Raw genomic sequence first — 21,107 nt, forward strand, 5'->3', positions numbered from 1 at the left:
ATGGGCGTGTTTCAGCGGGTTGCCCGCCCGGCGATCCTCGCCGCATCGCACTCGTCGCGGCTGCGCCACACGACCGAACGTCTCCCGATCACCCGCAAGGTGGTGGACCGTTTTGTGGCGGGGGAGACCGTGCCCGATGCACTTGACACCGTTGGTGCGCTGCGGGATTCGGGCCGCTTCGTCAGTGTCGACCACCTCGGCGAGGACACCACGAGCACCGAGGACGCCGAACGTACCGTGCAGGCCTACCTGACCCTGCTCGACGGACTGGCGCGCCGCGGCGACACCGATGCGAAAGTGCGACCGTTGGAAGTGTCGCTCAAGCTGTCGGCCCTCGGCCAGGCGCTCCCGCGCGACGGCGAGAAGATCGCCTACGAGAACGCCCACACCATCTGTGTCAAGGCCCGTGACGTGGGGGCCTGGGTGACCGTGGACGCCGAGGACCACACAACCACCGACTCGACCCTGACGATCGTGCGTGACCTGCGTACCGAATTCGACTGGCTGGGAACAGTTCTACAGGCCTACCTGCACCGCACCGAAGCCGACTGTCGCGAGTTCGCGGCGTCGGGAGCTCGAATCAGGCTGTGCAAGGGTGCCTACGACGAACCCGCCTCGGTGGCGTACCGCGACGCGGCGGACGTCACCGACTCCTACCTGCGATGTCTGCGGGTGCTGATGGCCGGATCGGGCTACCCGATGGTGGCTTCACACGACCCGGAGATCATCGACGCGGTACCGGGTTTAGCCGACGAATTCGGCCGCGGTGTCGACGGTTTCGAGTACCAGATGCTCTACAACATCCGCGATGCCGAACAACGCCGGCTCGCCGAGGCGGGCAACCATGTGCGGGTGTACGTTCCGTTCGGCAACGAGTGGTACGGCTACTTCGTGCGACGCCTGGCCGAGCGCCCGGCCAACCTGATGTTCTTCCTGCGGGCCCTGGCCGAGCATCGCTGAAGCAATATCAGCGAGCACTCAGGTCGTAGGCGACCCTGAACTTGTCGAGCAGATAGGGCCCCGAGATCACCGGTTCATACCGCGGCGGGTCGTCGGCTGTGGCACAGGTCGGAATGCACTCGATCACTGCGTCGAAATTGGGCTGGTGGAAGAACGGCAGGCTGAACCGTTCCGTGGGTGCGCCGGTGCTCACCACGCGGTGCACCGTGCTGACCCAACGGTTGTTGGTCCAGCGGGCCAGCAGGTCGCCGATGTTGATGACGAACGAGCCCGGCACCACCGGTACGTCAAGCCACTCGCCACGATCGTTGAGAACCTGTAGCCCGCTCTGGGATTCGTCCTGCAGCAGGATCGTGAGGTTGCCCCAGTCGCTGTGCTGGCTCAGCCGGATATGGCCGGCCGGGTGGTCGTCGTTCGGGTAGTGGTTGGCCATCAGGTTGGAGTTGTGCCGGTCGATCAAAGTGTCGAACCAGTCTTCGCGCAGCCCCAGGGCCAACGCGAACAGCCGCGACAATTCGCCGGCTAGCACGGCCATCTCGTCGTAATAGCGTTGGTAGGCCGTCCGGAATCCCGGCACGTCGGGCCAGCGTTCGGCTACGGACACACGTTCGTCGGTCCAGCCGTTCCCGTCGAAACCCTCCGGATTGCCCAGCGGGATATACACGAATTTCTCGACGTGGTCAGGTGACTCGTGCTCGGCCGCCCGGTCGGCTCCGTCGTTGGTGGCCGCGAGCTTGCCTGCGCAGCTGAATCCGCGGGCCAGTGGATCAGCGGGATCTGCCCCGATCTGTTCTTTGACACCGCGCGGCAGCGAGAAGAACTCGCGCACCGCACGGTTCACGTCCTCGATCACCGCATCGGGCACACCGTGGCCGGCCAGCAGGAGAAAGCCGCTGCTTTCACAGCATCGGCCGATGGCGTCGGCCACCGCCTGACGTTGACGCTTGTCTCCGTTTCGGGCGCTGCTGATATCGATCAACGGAACGAACCCGTCTCGAAGGACAACTTGGTCGACTATCACCTCTGGTTGGCTCACGCGGTCGACGCTAGAACCTCAACCTCAGTTGATGTCAACGGCGAATTCTGCTCTCGTGCAACAGCAGACATGTCAATGCCGCCAGAGTCTGGGCGTCAGTGATCTCACCGTCACCGATCTTGCGGTTCAGCTCCTCGCGGGAGAACCACGCGCTGTGCATGTCCTGTTCCTCGTGCTCGCGTTCGTGCTCACCCTCGGTCAGGTCCGTCGCCAGGAACACCCAGCCGCGCTGGCTGCTCATTCCGGCCGCCACATCGAGCTGACCGAGCCGTTGCATACTTCCGGCCTGCAGCCCGGTCTCTTCGCGAAGCTCACGATGGGCCAGCGCAGTCGGGTCCAGATGTTCTTGCTCGGGCGCGGTGCCCTGAGGGAACTCCCAGCGCCGCAGCCCCAGCGGGTAGCGGAACTGTTCGACGAGGTGGAACCGATCGCCATCGGCGTCGTACGGGATCACCAGGGCATACGTCGGTTTGTCCACCACGGCGTACACGCCGGTGCTGCCGTCGGCCCGGACGATCTCGTCCTCGCGCAGCGTCAGCCAGTTGTTCCGGTACACCTCGCGCGTCGCGGTCTGCCGAATCGCGGTCACCAGATGGGTGCGCAACCGTTGCGCGGCAATATCGCCGGGCTGCTCGGCGTCGTCGGCGAGGGTGCCGGCGAAGTCGATCAGGCGGGAGACGTCGACGTCATAGGGCGCCGGTTGGTCGACGAGCGAGAGCCGCGCGGCGGCGCGGCGCAGCAGGGCGGCAGCGCCGCTCCGGTTGCCGCGCTGCACGTGGGTGATGCCCACGGCCAGCTGTGCCAATCCCTGCCAGAGCGCACGTTCGTGCTCCGGGCCGTTCTTCCACGCCGCTTCGAGGACTTCGTGAGCGTTGAACGCGTGGCCGCGATCGAGTAGATCCTGGGCGTAGGCGAGAGTTTCGGCGGGTGAGAGCTCCAGGTCATCGGGAATCCGTGCGACGCCTTCACTGCCGTAGGGCAATGGCCGGCCGAGTGTGTCACGCGGACGAGTGCTGCGGGGCCGACCGGAGTCGTCGCGGTCGCGCGCAGCCGTGCCCATACGCACCAGCCTGTCGCCAACTTCGCATCTTGTCGAGTGCGTGGGATCGTCGGATGGCACGCCGGTAGCCTGACAAGAGTGTTGCTGGCCTCCCTGAATCCCGCGGCCGTCGCCGCCGGCGCCGAACTCGACGACGCCGTTTCCATCGACGGTGCTGTGTTGAGCCGCAGTGATCTCGTCGGCGCCGCTACCTCGGTGGCCGAGCGGGTGGCTGTCGCGCAGCGCGTCGCCGTCCTGGCGACACCGACCCCGACGACAGTTCTCGCGATCATCGGGTGCCTGATCGCCGGCGTGCCGGTGGTCCCGGTCCCCGCTGACGTCGGCACGGCAGAGCGCCGGCATATCCTCACCGACTCCGGCGCCCAGGCCTGGCTGGGGGAAAGGCCGCAGGAGACCGAGGGGCTGCCCCACATCCCCGTGCGGCTGCACGCCCGGTCCTGGCACCGCTATCCCGAACCGCCACCGAATTCGACTGCGATCATCATGTACACCTCCGGGACCACCGGAGCACCCAAGGGCGTGCCGATCAGCCGCCGAGCCATCGCCGACGACATCGACGCGCTGGCCGCAGCGTGGCAGTGGACCGCCGCCGACACCCTGGTGCACGGGCTGCCGCTCTTCCATGTGCACGGCCTGGTGCTGGGCCTGCTCGGCTCGCTGCGGATCGGAAACCGCTTCGTACACACCGGGAAACCGACACCGGCCGCGTACGCACAGGCCCAGGGCACGCTGTACTTCGGAGTGCCCACCGTGTGGTCACGAGTGGTCAAGGATCTCGACTCGGCGTTGGCTCTTTCGACGGCGCGACTGCTGGTCTCCGGCAGTGCACCGCTGCCGGTGCCGGTGTTCGACGAGTTGGTCCGGTTGACCGGGCACGCCCCGGTAGAGCGCTACGGCAGCACCGAATCGCTGATCACGATCAGCACCCGGGTCGACGGTGAGCGTAGGCCCGGCTGGGTCGGGCTGCCGCTGGCCGGGGTGCAGACCCGCCTCGTCGACGACGCCGGCGCCCCGGTGCCCCACGACGGCGACACCATCGGACGGCTACAGATCAAGGGCCCCATGGTGTTCGGCGGCTACCTCAACAGGCCCGAGGCCACCGCCGACGCCTTCGACCCCGACGGTTGGTACCGCACCGGCGACGTCGCGGTGATCGATGCCGATGGCATGCATCGCATCGTCGGGCGCGAATCGGTGGACCTGATCAAGTCCGGCGGATACCGCATCGGGGCCGGTGAGATCGAGACCGCACTGCTGGGTCATGACGGTGTCGACGAGGTCGCTGTCGTCGGAATGCCTGACGAGGACCTAGGGCAGCGCATCGTCGCGTTCGTCGTCGGCAATGCTACGCCCGACGTGCTGATCGAGTTTGTCGCCCAACAACTTTCAGCACACAAGCGGCCTCGCGAAGTTCGGCTGGTGGACAGCCTGCCCCGTAACGCGATGGGCAAGGTGATGAAAAAGGAACTGGCGCAATGGGACTGAGATTCTCAGAGATCTGCATTGACGCGCGGGATCCCGAAGCGTTGGGAGCCTGGTGGTCGGAGGCGCTCGGCTGGCCTCGGCACACCGATTCCGAGGGTGACGTTCTGTTGACCCCACCGCCGGGTGCCGGGCCCACGTGGTTGTTCACGGCCGTGCCCGAGGGCAAGGTGGTCAAGAACCGGGTGCACCCGGACTTCACCCCCGACGATCAGCAGGCCGAGGTGGATCGGCTGATCGGTTTGGGTGCTCGCCCTGCCGACGTGGGGCAGGGCGACGAGACGTGGGTGGTGCTGGCCGACCCCGAGGGCAATGAATTCTGCGTGCTGGCCGCCGAGTAGTTCCGCGTGCTTGAGCGGGCTACCACCGCCGGCGCGCTAACAAAAGGCGTACCTTGGGCGATAGAGGGGTCAGAAAGTGCACGTCAACCTGCCGTTGTATTGGAGGCCACACGTGAATATCAAGAAGATCGCTGGAACGGCAATCATCGCCGGTGCGCTCGGTGTCGGATCTTTCGGACTGGGTACGGCGACAGCGCAGGCTGACCCTGGTCACGGTCCGAACATTCCATGGATTCCGGGGCCAGGCTGGGTCGACTGGAATCCGGGCCCCAACCTACCGCCAGGGCAGATCAAGAAATGGTGCCCGTGGCAATCCCCGCCAGGTCACTGGATCGGTGGCCCGCACGGGATACCGTGCACCTGAGTCGCCCGCCCAACGTGAACGAGATGGCGAATAATCCGCGAAAGTTCGCCACCTTGTTCACACTCGGCGTGCCGATCTAGTTGGCGTGCAGCGCATCGTTGAGCGTGATGCCGGTGCCGTCACGCTTGACCACCTCGACCGCGCCCGAGAGCGAGTTGCGGCGGAACAGCAGGTTGTTCGCGCCGGACAGTTCGATGGCCTTGGTGGTAGTGGCAGTCTGGCCGCCATCAGAGATCGTGACCTTGGTGCCGCCGGTGACATATAGCCCGGCCTCGATCACGCAGTCATCGCCGAGCGAGATGCCCAGGCCGGAGTTGGCGCCCAGCAGGCAACGCTTGCCGACCGAGATCACCTCTTTGCCGCCGCCGGACAGGGTGCCCATGATCGACGCGCCGCCACCGACGTCGGAGCCGTCGTCGACCACCACACCTGCCGAGATCCGGCCCTCCACCATCGAGGTGCCCAGGGTGCCGGCGTTGAAATTCACGAAGCCCTCGTGCATGACCGTGGTCCCCGCGGCGAGGTGTGCGCCCAGGCGGACGCGGTCGGCGTCGGCGATCCGCACGCCCGACGGCAGCACGTAGTCGACCATGCGGGGGAACTTGTCGACGCCGTAGACGGTCACCGCACCGCGCCGCCGCAACCGCGCGCGCACCGTCTCGAAGCCCTCGACCGCGCACGGCCCGAAGTTCGTCCACACCACGTTGGCCAGCGCACCGAAGACGCCGTCCAGGTTGGCGCCGTGCGGGGCCACGAGCCGGTGCGACAGCAAGTGCAGCCGCAGGTAGGCGTCATGCGCGTCGGCGGGCTTGTCATCGAGCGAGGTGATGGTGGTGCGTACCGCCACCACCTCGACGCCGCGGTCAGCATCGGGGCCGGTCAGCCCGGCGAAATCCGCGGGAATGTCGTCACCCGTCAGCTTCACCGTGCCGGCCTCGCCGGAGGCGCTCAGCTCAGGGGCGGGAAACCAGGTGTCAAGGACGGTCCCGTCGGCGGTGATGGTGGCCAGGCCGACGCCAGATGCTGCAGTCACGTTGCTACACGGTACTGGACTAATGTCGAGGACCGTGGCGCACTCTTCGGCTCTTCGCGCAAGCGGCTCATCGCTCGATTTGACTGCCGATCCGGTCGCGCTGACCGCTGCCTTGGTGGACATCCCCAGCGAGTCACGTCACGAGCAGCGCATCGCCGACGAGATCGAAGCTGCGCTGCGCGCGCAGGCGCCGTGGTTCGAGGTGGTCCGCAACGGGGATGCGGTGCTGGCCCGCACCAACCTGGGCCGCCCTTCGCGGGTGATGCTGGCCGGGCACATCGACACCGTGCCCGCCGCCGACAACCTGCCCAGCCACATCAAGAACGGCGAGATGTGGGGCTGCGGCACCTCGGACATGAAGTCGGGTGACGCGGTGTTCCTGCACCTGGCCGCGACGATCGCCGAGCCCAGCCACGACATCACCCTGGTGATGTACGACTGCGAGGAGATCGAGTCCAGCGCCAACGGCCTGGGCCGCATCGAACGCGAGTTGCCGGACTGGCTGCAGGCCGACGTCGCGATCCTCGGCGAACCCTCCGGTGGCTTCATCGAGGCGGGCTGTCAGGGCACCATCCGCGTCGTCGTCGGCGCCACCGGCACCCGCGCCCATTCCGCCCGATCATGGCTGGGCGACAACGCGATTCACAAACTCGGCGCCGTGCTGGACCGGCTCACCAAGTATCAGCCCCGCGACGTCGACATCGACGGTTGTGTCTACCGGGAAGGGCTGTCGGCGGTCCGTATCGACGGTGGCATCGCCGGCAACGTCATCCCCGACGCCGCATCGGTGACCGTCAACTTCCGATTCGCCCCCGACCGCAGCGTCGAGCAGGCCGTCGCCCACGTGCACGAGGTGTTCGACGGGCTCGACGTCACCATTGACCTGACCGATGCCGCCGCGGGCGCCCTGCCGGGGTTGGCCAAACCCGCCGCTGCCGCGCTGGTGGCCGCTGCCGGCGGACACGTTCGCGCCAAGTACGGCTGGACGGACGTGTCGCGGTTCGCTGCGCTGGGAATTCCGGCGGTCAACTACGGGCCGGGTGACCCCAACCTCGCGCACAAGGTCGACGAACGGGTCGATGTCGCCGCGATCACCGCCACCACCGACATGCTGCGGCGCTACCTGACGTGAGTACCGTTCGCGTCGACAGCTGGATCTGGGCCGTGCGCATCACCAAGACCCGGTCCGCGGCCGCGGCCGCCTGCCGCGGCGGACACGTCCGGGTCAACAATGTGCCCGCCAAACCGGCGCAACACGTCAGCCCCGGTGACGAGGTGCGGGTCCGGCTGGACGGGCGGGAGCGGATCGTGGAGGTCATCCGCCCGATCGCCAAACGCGTCGGGCCCTCGGTGGCCTCCGAATGCTTGATCGACCGCAGCCCGCCACCGCCGCCCAAAGAGATCGTGGCTGCCGTTCCGGTCCGCGATCGAGGTGCCGGCCGGCCGACGAAACGTGAACGGCGCCAACTGGATCAGTTGCGCGGAACTTTCTGAACCGAAAACCGGTTGCACCCGTGCGTACTATGGGTAACGCATCTGCTGTCAACCGAGGTGGGCCGAAAACATGCTGGGACCTGACGACATCTCTGGGTGATCCCCGAGAGCCGATTCGTCACCCTGTTCCTTTTTGCGGTGCGTGATGCCCGCATCATCTTGGAGTACCAGCATGTCTATCGTCTGTTCCCATTTGTCTTTCTCCTGGCCCGATGACGTCGAGCTGTTCGCCGACCTGTCGTTTACCGTCGGCCCCGGCCATACCGGGCTGGTGGCCCCCAATGGCGCCGGAAAGAGCACACTGCTCAAACTGATCGCCGGGGAGTATCGCCCCTCATCGGGCTCGGTGACGGCCGACGGCGTCGTCGGCTATCTGCCCCAAAGCCTGCCGTTCACAGCCGATCTCACCGTAGCGGCGGTGCTGGGGATCTCTCCGGTGCTGGATGCATTGGCAGCCTTGGCCGCCGGTGACGCCAGTGAGGAGGTCTTCACCACCATCGGCGATGACTGGGACATCGAGGAACGCTCGCGTGCCCAGTTGGACCGACTCGGGCTGGGCGGCCTGGCGCTCGATCGCCGGTTGGGCACGTTGTCCGGCGGGGAAGTGGTGTCCCTGGGGTTGGCGGCTCAACTGCTGAAGCGGCCCAGTGTGCTGCTGCTCGACGAGCCCACGAACAACCTGGACAGTGCGGCCCGGCAGCGGCTGTATGAGGCGCTCGACAGCTATGCGGGTTGCCTACTGGTGGTCAGCCATGACCGGGTGCTGCTCGACCGGATGGATCAGATCGCCGAGCTGTACCGCGGCGAAATGATCTTCTACGGAGGCAATTTCACCGCTTATCAGGAAACGGTGCAGGCTGCGCAGTCGGTGGCCGAGGGCAACGTCCGCAACGCCGAGCAGCAGCTCAAGCGCGAGAAGCGGCAGATGCAGGAGGCGCGGGAGCGGGCCGCCCGACGCTCGTCGAACGCGGCGCGCAACGTCAAGGACGCCGGTCTGCCGAAGATCGTGGCCGGCAAGCTCAAACGCGATGCGCAGGAATCGGCGGCCCGCGCCGACGATGTGCACGCCAAACGGGTCGATGAGGCGCGCAACCGTCTTGACGAAGCCGAACGAATGTTGCGCGATGACAATGTGATTGCGCTGGACCTGCCCGATACCGTGGTGCCCGCTGGGCGCACGGTGTTCACCGGGCAAGGCCTCCAGATCAGCCGTGGCGGGCAGAAACTGTTCGTCGACAACGGTATTGGTCTGTCCATCCGCGGGCCGGAGCGCATCGCCCTGACCGGTCCCAACGGGGCGGGCAAATCGACATTGCTGCGGATCATCGACGGCGCATTGGAGCCCGACTCAGGCACGGTGCAGCGGGGTGACGGGCGCATCGCCTCCCTGTCGCAGCGGCTGGATCTGCTGACCGAGGACCGTACGGTGGCCGAGAGCCTGGCGGCCGCCGCGCCCAGCCTGTCACACACCCGGCGGATGCACCTGTTGGCGCAGTTCCTGTTTCGCGGTGACCGCATCCACCTGCCGGTCGCGGCATTGTCGGGCGGGGAAAGGTTGCGGGCGACGCTGGCCTGCGTGCTCTATGCCGAACCCGCACCCCAGTTACTGCTGTTGGACGAGCCGACCAACAACCTCGACCTGGTCAGCGTGGGCCAGTTGGAATCGGCGCTGAACGCCTACCGGGGGGCGTTCGTGGTGGTCAGCCACGACGAACGGTTCCTGGAAGCGATCGGCATCGACCGCTGGCTGCGGCTGGAAGGCGGCGAGCTGAGCGCTACTGTCGGCGCGGGCTGATGTTGTGGACCTGGGCCGGTACCGTGCTGACGCCATAACCGTCCTCCGACCGCACCCCGGCCGAAGCTCGATCGCCGAGTCGTTCGTGGTGACCAAGTGCACTGGCGCCGGCCTCGGCCCGGTGCTCGGGCTCGGGCTCGGAGTCGTTCTTGTCGTCTTTGCCATCGTGCTTGTCGTCGTGCGGATCAGCCGGGCCGCTGTCGGAGCCATTGCCCTGGCCGTCCCCGGGGCCCTCATGGCCGGTGGCATTGGCCTTGATGGCGTCCTCGGCTCCCGCGCCGCCGACATCCGCTGCTGTGGCCGCAGCGTCGCCGCCACCTCCGGCTGCTTGGGTGGCGGCCTCGACGATGCCTTGCACTCCCTGCATGACCTGCTGCGGCACCTGCGTCATGGCCTGGGACAGGCCCTGCAGCGGTTGGGTGACCGACTGCATCATCTGCCCGGCCATCTGGCTGAATTGGCCCATCATCTGGCCCGCACCGTCGGCGCCGCCACCGCCTGCCGCCGGAGCACTGCCCCCACCGCCACCCGTGGATGCCGAGGAGCTTCCGCCGAGCGCATCGGCCTGGGCCTTGAGCCGCTCGGCGGCGGCCAGATCGCCACGCTCGTAGGCCTTCGACGCCTGGCCGAGCAAATCGGCCATCCGGCCGGCAGCGACCTGGGTGGCACCGAGCGCGCCGTCCCGGGACGACATCGCGCCACCATGAGCATTGTGAACCGGGAATCCGATGGGGCCCTGGCTCGATGCGAGGTCCGACGGGCCCGAGAAGACATTCTTGAAGCTGCCGATGTCGTCACCGACACCGCCGACGATCCCTTGCAAGCCCTGGATGGCATCCGTGTTGGCGAACAACTGGTTCATCGAGCCCCCTGGAGATCATGCGGTTCTGACTGCGCATTCTACTGTCGGCATGGGTGGGTGCTGCGCGCGAAATATCGCCGTTGGTCACCAGGTAAGGCGTCCAGTGGGAGGGGTCGCCTTGACAGTGAGGTCTGGGCGGTCCAGACGGATCGCCGCGAGGTTATAGCTCACGCAGACGCCTGACGCGCGGCATCGTTCCCAGCCGCGAGCATCCCGACGTCGCGATACCGCTCGGCGACGTCGGCCAACGCCGCACTATCGCCGGCCGTCAACGCGCGGGCGTGGTCCAGCGTCAGCCGCCCGAACACGCAATCCAGATCCACCCTGGCCAGCGCGTCGATGGCGCGCGCATCCCCAAGACGCACGCCATCATGCAAGGCGCGAAGCATCACCGCGGACTGTTCGCCGCGCTCAGCGGCTTTGGCTGCCTCGCGCGCCGCGGTCACCGCGCCCACCGGATCCTTACGGGCAGAACACGTCCAGGCCCGGGCCAGTGCCAGCTCCGGCGCGAACAGCATCGACTTGAGCCCGTGCCGAGATTCCGCACGGGACAGTGCTTTTCCGGCCTCAACCGGCATGCCTCGTTGCCCGAGCGCCTGGGCCAACAACATCCAGGCCAGCGGGCCCCAGGAATACCCGGTCGGCGCTAACGCGGCAGTTGCCTTGCGTAACAGGGCAATCGCCTCATCAAACTGACCGCGCACCAGCCACACATCGGCCGTCAGCACCTCGCCGACGGCGCGTCCCGGCTGCAGCAGCTGGGTGAAATCGGTGATCCGCTGGGCCAGCTCCTGCGCCCGGTCCAGTTGGCCGGTCATCAGCAGCGCGGTGGTTTGGCCGAACCCGCTGGTGAACCGCAACAGGCCTGGATGCCCCGCCGCCACTGCGCGCTCGGCCATCGCGTCCACCCGGTCGAAGGCGCCGAGGCGCGCGCAACTCAGCGCCGCCGTCGACCCCGCCCAGCCGACCGCGGTGTCATCGGCCGCGGGGGAGGCCAGCACCTCCAGTGCCAGGCCCAAAGCTCGTTGTGGCGCACCGGCATTCATCGCAAAGGTCGCCGCCAACGCGTCGAGCGTGGTCTGCGCCCGCGGCGTCGACACCCGTCGGCGGGTGGCCTTCAGGAACGCCGTGGCGCGCTCGGGTTCTGACAGCATCCAGAACTGATTGGCCGCCTGCGGCAGCGCCCACGCCATCAGCTGGTCCTCCGAAAGACCGGCCGGGTCGATCTGTGCCAACACGGCGTCGGCCTCGCGACCGCGGCCCTGCCAGGCCAACGCATACGCCAATGTCAGGAGACCCGTGAAACGGGGATTGGATTCATCGCCGGAAACGGTCGCGGCCCGCGCCAGCCGTTCGCTCAACTCCAGGTCGCCCAACCGCAGCGCCTCGCCTGCCGCGTCGACGAGTTCATCGGCGGGCAGGGACACGTCGCTGTCGAGGGCCAGCACCGCCACCCGCAGCCGGTCCACCACACCGGGGCGCGGCGCGGTGGCCAACCGCTGGATCACCGTGTTGCGCAACCGTCGCAGGCCGGGTCCGCCGATGGTTGCCCGCATGGCGCTCAGGAAAAGCGGATGCACACAGTGCACCACATCGTCGTCGACGCGAACGACGCCGCTGTGTTGTGCCGCCTGCACGGCATCGGCGCTGGTCAGAGCCGTCAGATCGGTAAGTGGCAGCGGATCGTGCACTGCCAGCTGTCGCAAGACCACTGCCACGTCGTCGGGCAGGTCGGCGAGAAACGTGTCCACCTGATCGGCCAGCCGGGCGTCGTCGTGGCCCGGCGGTGACATCTCGACGCGGTTCACCAGCCGGTCAGCCCACAACGCCGCGACGTCATCGGGCGGCCCTGCGGACGCGGTCACGATGAGTTTGGCCGCGCCTGTCACGGCGAGTTGGTACACGAGCGCCGCGGACAACCGGTCCAGTAGATGCGCGTCATCGACAACCACCAGCAACTGGGATCCGAGCGTCTCGCGTGCCGCGCGCATCACGTCGGCGGTCTTGCCCGCCGAGGGGATGTCGATCAGGTGCGCGACCGCCGCAAAGGGAACTGCCGCAGCTGATTCCGTGCCGGTGATCCACAGCACACGACGGAAATCGGGCGCGAGGTGTTCGGCCGCGGTTCGGGCCACTGATGTCTTGCCCACCCCGGCGGGGCCCACTAGGGCGGCGCCGCGGCGTTCGTGCAGGCCGACCTCCAGGCCGTCGAGCGCGCGGTCACGCGGTGCGATCACCCAGTCGACAGCCATCCACCGAATCCTATGGTGGGCAGTCGCCTTTCAACGCCGAATCGACGTCCGGGTGCGCCGAGATCGCGTCGTCCATACCGAATTCGACGATGATTCGCCGGATGCTCGAATGCGTGGTGACGAGCCGCAGGGTGACACCTTTCTGGCGGCTGTCGACGGCCTGCTTTGCCAGGGCGACCAGCGCCCCGCAGCTCATGAAATCGAGGGATCCGCCGTCGATGATGAGCAAGGAACCCTCGGGAGCGGCGCGCGCCGATTCGGCGAGCATGCGTGCCCACGTGGATTCGTTGTGGGCATCCACCTGTCCGAAGACCTGAACGATGAGGCCTTCGGCTGTGATTCGAGCCGTCCAGTGCAGCTGGTGATCATGGTGCGTTTCCACGGTGAAACCGAGCATAGCCGGGTCTGTTTACGTTGTAAACAGGCTTTGATCATGATTCCGTCGACCGCTAGTTCAGCCAGCTTTCGATGCGGTCGAGCAAGGCTTCCAACGCGTCTTCGAACTCGTCGACGCTGTGGTCCTCGGCAAGCATCGGTTGCAACCGTCGGAGGTTCGGGTAGTCGGCCAGCGACGTATCGGCACGCGGCTCGTCGTCGAGCACCGCCTCGGCGGGACTCAGCGCGACGCCGCGAGCGGATACTTCGAGCAGCAATTGACCCACCAGGAACGTGGTGTACGTCCGGTAGGCGGCCACGGCCGCCTCATCGGTGAACCCATAGGAGATGAGGGTCTCCAGGAAGGTCTCCATCCAGCGCAGGCTCCGCAGCGGAGGCCGTACCCACGGCGCTTCAGGTGCCTCCGTCGCTACGAGCGGGAACACCTCGGGATGTTCGATGGCGATCTGACGCACGCCGTGACCGAGCCGAACCAGGAAGTCCTGCCAACCGTCCTCCTGCCGGCGCGCGGCGAGCTGATCGGTGTGGAGGCGGTCCACGATGTGGTTGACGACTCCGGTCAGCAGATCGCCCCGGCTGTGCACGTACCGGTAGAGCGCCATCGCCTCGACGCCGCAGGCCGTTCCCAGCCGACGCATTGTCAGCTTGGTCAGACCTTCGCGATCGATCAGCTCGATCGCGGCATCCAAGATGAACTCGCGGCTCAACCGTGTCGGTTGTTCGTCGCTGTCCGTCATCGCCGTCTTTCAATCACCAGGATCGCCCTTCGAGTTCCGTCCAGTCTCCCCGTGGGGGGTGGGCCGAGTCCATCACCCAACGGACATCGCCCAACGGGTATCACCCGACGGACATCACCCAACCCGACATCGGCGGTTCACCAGCACCCTCTAGGTTGTGTGCGTGTCCGGTGAATCTGACCGCGAGTTTGCGGTGTGTGTCTATTGCGCCTCGGGTCCCACCCATCCCGAGCTGCTGGCCTTGGCCAGTGAGGTTGGAGTGGCGATCGCCAAGCGCGGATGGACGTTGGTCTCCGGCGGCGGCAACGTCTCGGCCATGGGTGCGGTGGCGCGGGCGGCCCGCTCCAGCAACGGCCATACGGTCGGCGTCATTCCCAAGGCGCTCGTTCACCGCGAGCTCGCCGATGTGGACGCCGCTGAACTGGTCGTCACCGACACCATGCGCGAACGTAAGAAGGAGATGGAGGACCGCTCCGACGCGTTCATCGCGTTGCCCGGCGGCATCGGCACCCTGGAGGAATTCTTCGAGGCCTGGACAGCGGGCTACCTCGGGATGCACGAGAAGCCCGTGGTGCTGCTCGACCCGTTCGGCCACTACGACGGATTGTTGAACTGGTTGCGCGGGCTCGTCGCCTCCGGTTACGTGAGCGAGGCGGCCCTGGATCGGTTGGTCGTGGTCGACGAGGTCGCCGCCGCACTCGAGGCGTGCGAGGCGGTTACCTAGAACCGGCGGTAACGGCGGTTACCAGGCGCGGCTATGGTGTTGGCCACACGAGAGCCATCTCGAGACCCATAACAACGCGCAGGGGGACACCGCATGACCGACCAGAAATCGGGCACCAGGAGCAGCGTCGGCCTACTCGACCTCGCCAGCCAGGTACCCGGTCTGCTGATGGATGCGCCGGTCATCGTGCGGGGTGTCGTCACCGGAATGATGGCCCGACCGACGGCCAAGACGTCGATCGGCAAGGTGTTCCAGGAGCGGGCGGCCCAGTACGCCGACCGGGTTTTCCTCAAGTTCGGCGATGAGCGCATCACCTACCGGGAAGCCAACGAGACCGTCAACCGCTACGCCGCGGTGCTGGCCGCCAAAGGCGTCGGACACGGCGACGTGGTCGGGGTGATGCTGCGCAACTCGCCCGACGCCGTGCTGCTGATGCTGGCCATCGTCAAGTGCGGCGCCGTCGCGGGCATGCTCAACTACCACCAGCGCGGCAAGGTGCTCGCCCACAGTTTCGGGCTGCTCGACGCCGCCGCAGTGGTGGCCGAGGCCGATCTGGTCGAGCACGTCACCGAATGCGGGGCCGAGGTCAACGGGCTGATCACGGTCGACGAGCTGCGCCGGCTGGCGTCCACCGCGCCGACCACCAACCCGGCCAGCACGTCGGCAGTCCTGGCCAAGGACAAGGCCTTTTACATCTTCACCTCGGGCACCACGGGCATGCCCAAGGCCAGTGTCATGACGCACTACCGCTGGCTGCGGGCCCTGGCCGGATTCGGCGGTCTGGGATTGCGGCTGCACAGCGATGACACCCTGTACTGCTGCCTGCCGCTCTACCACAACAACGCGCTGACCGTCTCGGTCGGTTCGGCACTGAACTCCGGCGCGGCACTGGCGCTGGGCAAGTCGTTCTCGGCCTCGCGATTCTGGGACGAGGTCATCGACTACGGCGCGACCGCGTTCGTCTACATCGGCGAGATCTGCGGCTACCTGCTCAACCAGCCGCCCAAGGCGACCGACCGCGCACACAAGGTCCGCGTCATCGTCGGCAACGGACTGCGCCCGGCCATCTGGGACGAGTTCACCCAGCGGTTCGGCATCCCGCGCGTCTGCGAGTTCTACGCCGCAAGCGAGGGCAACACCGCCTTCGTCAACGTCTTCAACGTCTCGAAGTCCACCGGCATCTGCCCCAGCCCGGTCGCCTTCGTCGAATACGACGCCGACAGCGGCGAACCCGCCCGCGGCGCCGACGGCCGGTTGCGCAAGGTCAAGCGCGGCGAGCCCGGCCTGATGCTGTCCAAGATCAACGCGCTGCAGCCGTTCGACGGGTACACCGACAAGGCCGCCAGTGAGAAGAAGCTGGTCCGCGACGCCTTCAAGGAGGGCGACGTCTGGTTCAACACCGGCGACCTGATGCGCTCCCAGGGCCTGGGCCACGCCGCATTCGCCGACCGACTCGGTGACACGTTCCGGTGGAAGGGCGAAAACGTGGCCACCACCGAGGTCGAGGCCGCGCTCGCCGGGCACCCGAGCGTCGACGAGTGCACCGTGTTCGGGGTGGAGGTGCCCGGTGCGGGCGGCCGCGCCGGCATGGCTGCACTGCAGCTCAAGGCCGACCACGAGTTCGACGGCAAGGAGGTCGCTGACGCGTTCTACAGCGACCTGCCGGCCTACGCCGTGCCGCTGTTCGTCCGTGTCGTCTCCGAACTGGCGCACACCTCGACGTTCAAGAGCCAGAAGGTCGACCTGCGCAAGCAGGGCTACGGCACCGACGTCAAGGATCCGCTGTATGTGTTGGCCGGTCGTGAGGAGGGCTACGTGCCCTTCTACCCCGAATACCCCGAGGAAGTGACGGCCGGTAAGCGGCCCAAGTAAGCCGGCGGGTACAGCTCCGCGCTGATTTCCACACCTGGGCTGTCGATCGCGTCGCGCGACGACCAACAGGCAGAAAACGGCGTGGAACCTGGCGCGAATACTGCCGTGGGTGCCGCACCAGGCACTATGGAGGCGTGTTGTCGACGAGCAATGGCCTGTTCTGCGGGCGCCCGGTCGCGCACGACCGTGCGCTGATCATGGCGATCGTCAACCGGACGCCGGACTCGTTCTACGACCGCGGTGCCACCTTCAGCGACGACGCGGCCAAAAAAGCGGTGTGCGGTGCCATCGAGGCGGGCGCTGACGTCATCGACGTGGGTGGAGTCAAGGCAGGCCCGGGGAGCGTGGTCGATTCACAAGAGGAGATCGCCCGCGTCGTGCCGTTCGTCGAATGGCTGCGCAGTACCTACCCAGACCAGTTGATCAGCGTCGACACCTGGCGCGCGGCGGTGGCCAAACAGGCCTGTGCGGCCGGGGCCGATCTGATCAACGACACCTGGGCCGGCGCGGATCCGGGCCTGCCCGAGGTGGCCGCCGAATTCGGTGCCGGTCTGGTGTGCTCACACACCGGCGGAGCTGTGCCGCGCACCCGGCCGTTCCGGGTGAACTACGGGATCACCGAACGTGGCGTCGTCGACGATGTCATCTCCGAGGTGACTGCCGCGGCCGAGCGAGCGGCAGCAACCGGTGTGCCTCGTGACCGGATCATGATCGACCCGACCCATGATTTCGGCAAAAACACTCATCACGGTCTTAGTTTGTTGCGTCACGTAAAAGATCTTGTTAAGACCGGATGGCCTGTGCTGATGGCACTGAGCAACAAGGATTTTGTCGGGGAGACTCTGGGTGTGGATCTGACCGAACGCCTGGAGGGCACCCTGGCCGCGACGGCACTGGCCGCCGCGGATGGAGCCGCCATGTTCCGGGTACATGAGGTTGGACCCACACGGCGCGTGCTGGAGATGGTCGCGTCGATCCAGGGAGTGCGGGCACCCGCACGAACAGTGAGGGGACTGGCATGACCGCTCTACCTGATCTGTCATTTATCGACGGCGTCATCGGCCACCGCTGGCTGACCGATCACAGCTGGAACCGGCCGAGTTGGACCATCGCCGAGCTTGAGGCCGCCAAGGCCGGCCGCACGGTTTCGGTGGTGCTGCCCGCCCTCAACGAGGAAGAAACCGTCGCCTCTGTGGTCGAGACCATCACCCCGCTGCTCGGGGGGCTGGTCGACGAGCTGATCGTGCTCGACTCGGGCTCCACCGACGACACCGAGATCCGCGCGGTCGCGGCCGGGGCGAGGGTCGTCAGCCGCGAGGTGGCACTGCCCGAGATCGCACCGCAGCCGGGCAAGGGTGAGGTGCTGTGGCGGTCGCTGGCCGCCACGACCGGCGACATCATCGCTTTCGTCGACTCCGACCTGATCGACCCCGATCCCATGTTCGTCCCCAAACTCCTCGGCCCGCTGCTGACCGCCGACGGAGTACATCTGGTCAAGGGGTTCTACCGGCGGCCGCTCAAGGTCAGCGGCGCCGAGGACGCCAACGGTGGCGGTCGGGTCACCGAGCTGGTGGCACGCCCCCTGCTGGCCTCGCTGCGCCCCGAGCTGAACTGCGTGCTGCAGCCGCTCGGCGGCGAGTATGCGGGCACCCGCGAACTGCTGACCTCGGTGCCGTTCGCCCCCGGCTACGGCGTGGAGATCGGCCTGCTGGTCGACACCTACGACCGCCTCGGCCTGGATGCCATCGCCCAGGTGAACTTGGGGGTGCGGGCTCACCGCAACCGGCCGCTGACCGAGCTGGCCTCGATGAGCCGGCAGGTCATCGCGACCCTGCTGTCCCGCTGCGGGATCACCGATTCGGGGGTGGGGCTGACGCAGTTCTACGCCGACGGTGACGACTTCACCCCGCGGGTGTCGTCGGTCTCGCTGGCCGACCGCCCACCGATGGTGACCCTGCGCCCGCATTGATCGGCGCCGACGGTGCGCTCAGATCGCGAAAATCGCTGAGAACGCGATCTGTGTGCACATTCGGCGGGTGAGTGGCCCATCGTCGCCCTGCGCCCGCGCTAGATGTCGCATGCGTGAGGCAGTATCGAGGGCGTGACACTGATACTGCTGTACCTGGTGGTGCTGGTTCTGGTGGCCACGGTGCTGTTCGGCTTGGGCAGCGTCATCTTCGGCCGCGGTGAGACGCTGCCGCCGCTTCCTCGTGGCACCACCGCCACCGTCCTGCCTGCTTCGGGCGTGACCGGTGCCGATGTGGATGCCATCAAGTTCGCCCAGGTCGTCCGCGGATACAAGACCACCGAGGTGGACTGGGTGCTGGATCGACTGGGCCGCGAGCTCGACTCGGTCCGCGGGGAGTTGGCAGCGGTGCGCGCCGCCTACGGTGTGCCCGACGACTTCGACGACGAGGACGCCGCCGACGAGGAAGAGGTGTCGGCCACCGCAGGTGAAGTCCGCACCTCGGAGGAGTCATGACCGAGGACGGCCGGATCCGCTGCGGCTGGGCCGTCTCACCGAGTAGCGCGGCCGCGGGTGACACCCTCTACCGCGACTATCACGACACCGAGTGGGGCCGCCCGCTGCGGGATTCGGCTGCGTTGTTCGAGCGGATCAGCCTGGAGGCCTTCCAGAGCGGGCTGAGCTGGCTGACCATTCTGCGCAAGCGGGAGAATTTCCGGGCCGCGTTCGACGAGTTCGACGCGACCGTGGTCGCGACGTACACCGACGACGATGTCGAGCGGTTGATGGCCGACGCGGGCATCGTGCGCAACCGGGCCAAGATCGTCGCGACCATCGCCAATGCCAGGGCCGTCACCGAGCTCGACGTCGACCTGAGCGAGCTGTTGTGGTCATTCGCCCCACCGGCCCGGCCGCGGCCCGCTGACCTGGCCCAAGTGCCCGCCGTGACCCCGGAATCGACCGCGATGGCCAAGGAACTCAAGCGGCGGGGCTTCAAATTCGTCGGCCCCACCACGGCATATGCGTTGATGCAGGCCACCGGCATGGTCGACGACCATGTCGCGGCCTGCTGGGTTCCGGCACAGTAATTGCGACCGGTAAAACATGCCTTCGGTCGGTATCCGACGGGTCTTTGTACAACCGCCGCCGCGGATAAGGAACAATAGGGCTAGTTCAGTAGCAGTTCAATGCCGGGTGCCGCCAACGAGTGGGCGGCTTCGGCCCCAACCTGGCCCGCTGACGCGGGTCGGCACTGTTGGAGGGAGCACTCGATGGCGGCGATGAAGCCCCGGACTGGTGACGGTCCACTAGAAGCAACCAAAGAGGGGCGAGGAATCGTTATGCGAGTACCGCTGGAAGGCGGTGGCCGCCTCGTTGTCGAACTGACTCCCGACGAGGCCGCTGCGCTGGGCGACGAGCTCAAGGCCGTCACCAGCTGATCGACTCGCAAGGTGTCCGCTCAGGCGGACACCTTGCGGTATATCTCCAGGGTTTGTTCAGCGATGTGCGCCCAGGAGAACTCGGCGATGCAGCGTTGACGTCCGGCCTCCCCGTACTTTCGGGCAGTTTCCGGCTCGGCCACGAGTGAGTTGACCGCATCGGCCAGACGCATCTCGAAGAAGCGCGGGTCACTGGCGTCGTAGTGCACGAGTAGCCCGGTCTGTCGGTCGGCGACGACCTCGGGGATACCGCCGACGTCGGAGGCGACCACCGGCGTCGAACATGCCATCGCTTCCAGGTTCACGATGCCCAACGGCTCGTACACCGATGGACATACGAAAACTGTTGCAGCAGAAAGTATTTCGCGAATCTTATTGATCGGCAGCATTTCGCGCAACCAGAACACGCCGGTGCGCGCCTGGGCAAGCTCGGCCACCGCCGAGGACACCTCCGCAGCGATCTCGGGGGTGTCGGGGGCGCCGGCGCACAACACCAGCTGCACCTCAGGGCTGAACCGGTGGGCCGCGGCCACCAGGTGGGCCACACCCTTCTGGCGGGTGATGCGACCGACGAACGCCACGATCGGGCGGCTCAGGTCAACGCCGAGTTCGGCGAGCACCGAGTCGGCGTCGGCCGGCGGCGCTGGGTACCAGACATCGGTGTCGATCCCGTTGCGTACCACGTGGACCCGGCTCGGGTCGAGTGCCGGATAGGTGCGTAGCACGTCGTGGCGCATGCCGGAACTCACCGCGATCACCGCGTCGGCGGCCTCGATCGCGGTGCGCTCCACCCATGAGGACACCCGGTAACCCCCGCCGAGTTGCTCGGCCTTCCACGGCCGCAGCGGCTCCAGGGAATGCGCGGTCAGCACGTGGGGGATGCCGTAGAGCAGCCCGGTGAGATGCCCGGCCATCCCGGCATACCAGGTGTGCGAATGCACCACCGTGGCTGCCCGGTCCGGTGTGCTGGCCGAGTTGACCATGTTGAGGTCCGCGGACAGCGTCGACAAGGCCGGGTTGGCACCGCGCAACGCAGCATCGGGTTGCGCCACGAAGGCCCCGTCACGCGGGGCGCCCATGCAATGCACGTCGACATCGCAAAGCTGACGCAGCTGGGCGACGAGTTCGGTCACATGCACACCGGCACCGCCGTACACCTCGGGTGGATATTCCCGAGTCATCATGGCCACCCGCATATCCGAGACGGTAGTAGGTCTGGGCGGGTCTAGCTACGCGCCGCAGACTTCTGTTGCCATTGGCTGGCCGCGGTGCTGGTTGGCGGATAGGTTTGGAC

Annotated in this window: 21 protein-coding genes and 1 pseudogene; 13 read left to right on the forward strand and 9 right to left on the reverse strand. The window is 67.0% G+C overall.

Annotation, left to right across the window (positions count from 1 at the left end; genetic code table 11):
- Positions 1–960 carry a proline dehydrogenase family protein gene (locus ACZYZF_RS17010; protein ID WP_463746401.1) on the forward strand — a complete coding sequence of 320 codons (960 nt, stop codon included), beginning with the start codon at positions 1–3 and terminating at the stop codon, positions 958–960.
- Between the two features lie 7 nt (positions 961–967).
- Here the strand turns inward: ACZYZF_RS17010 and ACZYZF_RS17015 are convergent, their stop codons facing one another.
- The 3 genes and pseudogenes from ACZYZF_RS17015 to ACZYZF_RS17025 all read right to left on the reverse strand — a co-directional run.
- Entirely contained in the window at positions 968–1,996 is a 1,029-nt protein-coding gene (locus ACZYZF_RS17015; protein WP_463746402.1) for an isopenicillin N synthase family dioxygenase, read from the reverse strand.
- A gap of 34 nt (positions 1,997–2,030) precedes the next feature.
- The gene (locus ACZYZF_RS17020) at positions 2,031–2,585 is read right to left on the reverse strand and encodes an NUDIX domain-containing protein (RefSeq protein ID WP_463746579.1); all 555 of its coding nucleotides are present in this window, start codon (positions 2,583–2,585) and stop codon (positions 2,031–2,033) included.
- Positions 2,586–3,056: pseudogene (locus ACZYZF_RS17025) on the reverse strand (DUF309 domain-containing protein); the annotation flags it as partial.
- Positions 3,057–3,134: 78 nt separating this feature from the next.
- On the opposite strand from ACZYZF_RS17025, the gene ACZYZF_RS17030 reads away from it, so the two are divergent.
- A complete protein-coding gene (locus tag ACZYZF_RS17030; RefSeq protein ID WP_463836332.1) occupies positions 3,135–4,541 on the forward strand; it encodes an acyl-CoA synthetase in 1,407 nt (468 codons plus the stop codon).
- Positions 4,532–4,879 (forward strand): VOC family protein, encoded by a 348-nt coding sequence (locus ACZYZF_RS17035; RefSeq protein ID WP_463746404.1) that lies wholly within the window; start codon positions 4,532–4,534, stop codon positions 4,877–4,879. Before ACZYZF_RS17030 ends, ACZYZF_RS17035 begins: the two co-directional genes overlap by 10 nt.
- 440 nt (positions 4,880–5,319) lie before the next feature.
- Here the strand turns inward: ACZYZF_RS17035 and dapD are convergent, their stop codons facing one another.
- Positions 5,320–6,300: a 2,3,4,5-tetrahydropyridine-2,6-dicarboxylate N-succinyltransferase gene (gene dapD, locus ACZYZF_RS17040; RefSeq protein ID WP_463746580.1), complete on the reverse strand. Its 981-nt coding sequence runs from the start codon at positions 6,298–6,300 to the stop codon at positions 5,320–5,322.
- A gap of 10 nt (positions 6,301–6,310) precedes the next feature.
- Between dapD and dapE the strand changes: the two genes are divergently transcribed.
- The 3 genes from dapE to ACZYZF_RS17055 all read left to right on the forward strand — a co-directional run bounded on the left by dapE (position 6,311) and on the right by ACZYZF_RS17055 (position 9,565).
- Positions 6,311–7,408: a succinyl-diaminopimelate desuccinylase gene (gene dapE, locus ACZYZF_RS17045; protein WP_463746405.1), complete on the forward strand. Its 1,098-nt coding sequence runs from the start codon at positions 6,311–6,313 to the stop codon at positions 7,406–7,408.
- Entirely contained in the window at positions 7,405–7,770 is a 366-nt protein-coding gene (locus ACZYZF_RS17050) for an RNA-binding S4 domain-containing protein (protein ID WP_463746406.1), read from the forward strand. Before dapE ends, ACZYZF_RS17050 begins: the two co-directional genes overlap by 4 nt.
- 172 nt (positions 7,771–7,942) lie before the next feature.
- On the forward strand, positions 7,943–9,565 hold the full coding sequence (locus tag ACZYZF_RS17055; protein WP_463836333.1) for an ABC-F family ATP-binding cassette domain-containing protein: 1,623 nt from the start codon (positions 7,943–7,945) through the stop codon (positions 9,563–9,565).
- Here the strand turns inward: ACZYZF_RS17055 and ACZYZF_RS17060 are convergent.
- The 4 genes from ACZYZF_RS17060 to ACZYZF_RS17075 all read right to left on the reverse strand — a co-directional run bounded on the left by ACZYZF_RS17060 (position 9,546) and on the right by ACZYZF_RS17075 (position 13,812).
- On the reverse strand, positions 9,546–10,427 hold the full coding sequence (locus ACZYZF_RS17060) for a type VII secretion target (RefSeq protein WP_463836334.1): 882 nt from the start codon (positions 10,425–10,427) through the stop codon (positions 9,546–9,548). The genes ACZYZF_RS17055 and ACZYZF_RS17060 overlap by 20 nt on opposite strands.
- A 167-nt stretch (positions 10,428–10,594) precedes the next feature.
- On the reverse strand, positions 10,595–12,679 hold the full coding sequence (locus ACZYZF_RS17065) for an AAA family ATPase (RefSeq protein ID WP_463836335.1): 2,085 nt from the start codon (positions 12,677–12,679) through the stop codon (positions 10,595–10,597).
- 10 nt (positions 12,680–12,689) lie between these two features.
- Positions 12,690–13,076 carry an anti-sigma factor antagonist gene (locus ACZYZF_RS17070; RefSeq protein WP_463836336.1) on the reverse strand — a complete coding sequence of 129 codons (387 nt, stop codon included), beginning with the start codon at positions 13,074–13,076 and terminating at the stop codon, positions 12,690–12,692.
- A gap of 52 nt (positions 13,077–13,128) precedes the next feature.
- Positions 13,129–13,812, reverse strand: a complete 684-nt coding sequence (locus ACZYZF_RS17075; protein WP_463746411.1) for a TetR/AcrR family transcriptional regulator — start codon at positions 13,810–13,812, stop codon at positions 13,129–13,131.
- A 163-nt stretch (positions 13,813–13,975) separates the two neighbouring features.
- On the opposite strand from ACZYZF_RS17075, the gene ACZYZF_RS17080 reads away from it, so the two are divergent.
- From ACZYZF_RS17080 to ACZYZF_RS17110, 7 genes are all read left to right on the forward strand, one after another.
- Positions 13,976–14,536, forward strand: coding sequence for an LOG family protein (locus ACZYZF_RS17080; protein WP_463746412.1), 561 nt, complete (start codon positions 13,976–13,978; stop codon positions 14,534–14,536).
- A gap of 93 nt (positions 14,537–14,629) precedes the next feature.
- On the forward strand, positions 14,630–16,408 hold the full coding sequence (gene fadD6 / locus ACZYZF_RS17085; protein ID WP_463836337.1) for a long-chain-acyl-CoA synthetase FadD6: 1,779 nt from the start codon (positions 14,630–14,632) through the stop codon (positions 16,406–16,408).
- A 197-nt stretch (positions 16,409–16,605) separates the two neighbouring features.
- Positions 16,606–17,430: a dihydropteroate synthase gene (gene folP, locus ACZYZF_RS17090; RefSeq protein WP_463746581.1), complete on the forward strand. Its 825-nt coding sequence runs from the start codon at positions 16,606–16,608 to the stop codon at positions 17,428–17,430.
- Positions 17,427–18,377, forward strand: a complete 951-nt coding sequence (locus tag ACZYZF_RS17095) for a glucosyl-3-phosphoglycerate synthase (protein ID WP_463746414.1) — start codon at positions 17,427–17,429, stop codon at positions 18,375–18,377. Before folP ends, ACZYZF_RS17095 begins: the two co-directional genes overlap by 4 nt.
- 132 nt (positions 18,378–18,509) lie before the next feature.
- Positions 18,510–18,890 (forward strand): DivIVA domain-containing protein, encoded by a 381-nt coding sequence (locus tag ACZYZF_RS17100; protein ID WP_463746415.1) that lies wholly within the window; start codon positions 18,510–18,512, stop codon positions 18,888–18,890.
- Positions 18,887–19,462, forward strand: a complete 576-nt coding sequence (locus tag ACZYZF_RS17105) for a DNA-3-methyladenine glycosylase I (RefSeq protein ID WP_463746416.1) — start codon at positions 18,887–18,889, stop codon at positions 19,460–19,462. The genes ACZYZF_RS17100 and ACZYZF_RS17105 overlap by 4 nt, the downstream gene beginning before the upstream one ends.
- 183 nt (positions 19,463–19,645) lie before the next feature.
- The gene (locus ACZYZF_RS17110) at positions 19,646–19,813 is read left to right on the forward strand and encodes a DUF3117 domain-containing protein (protein WP_003885506.1); all 168 of its coding nucleotides are present in this window, start codon (positions 19,646–19,648) and stop codon (positions 19,811–19,813) included.
- Positions 19,814–19,833: 20 nt separating this feature from the next.
- Here ACZYZF_RS17110 and glgA read toward each other — a convergent pair whose 3' ends face one another.
- Positions 19,834–21,009, reverse strand: coding sequence for a glycogen synthase (gene glgA, locus ACZYZF_RS17115; RefSeq protein ID WP_463836338.1), 1,176 nt, complete (start codon positions 21,007–21,009; stop codon positions 19,834–19,836).
- Between the last annotated feature and the right edge of the window lie 98 nt (positions 21,010–21,107).

It is taken from the genome of Mycobacterium sp. IDUB_24 (assembly GCF_055419385.1).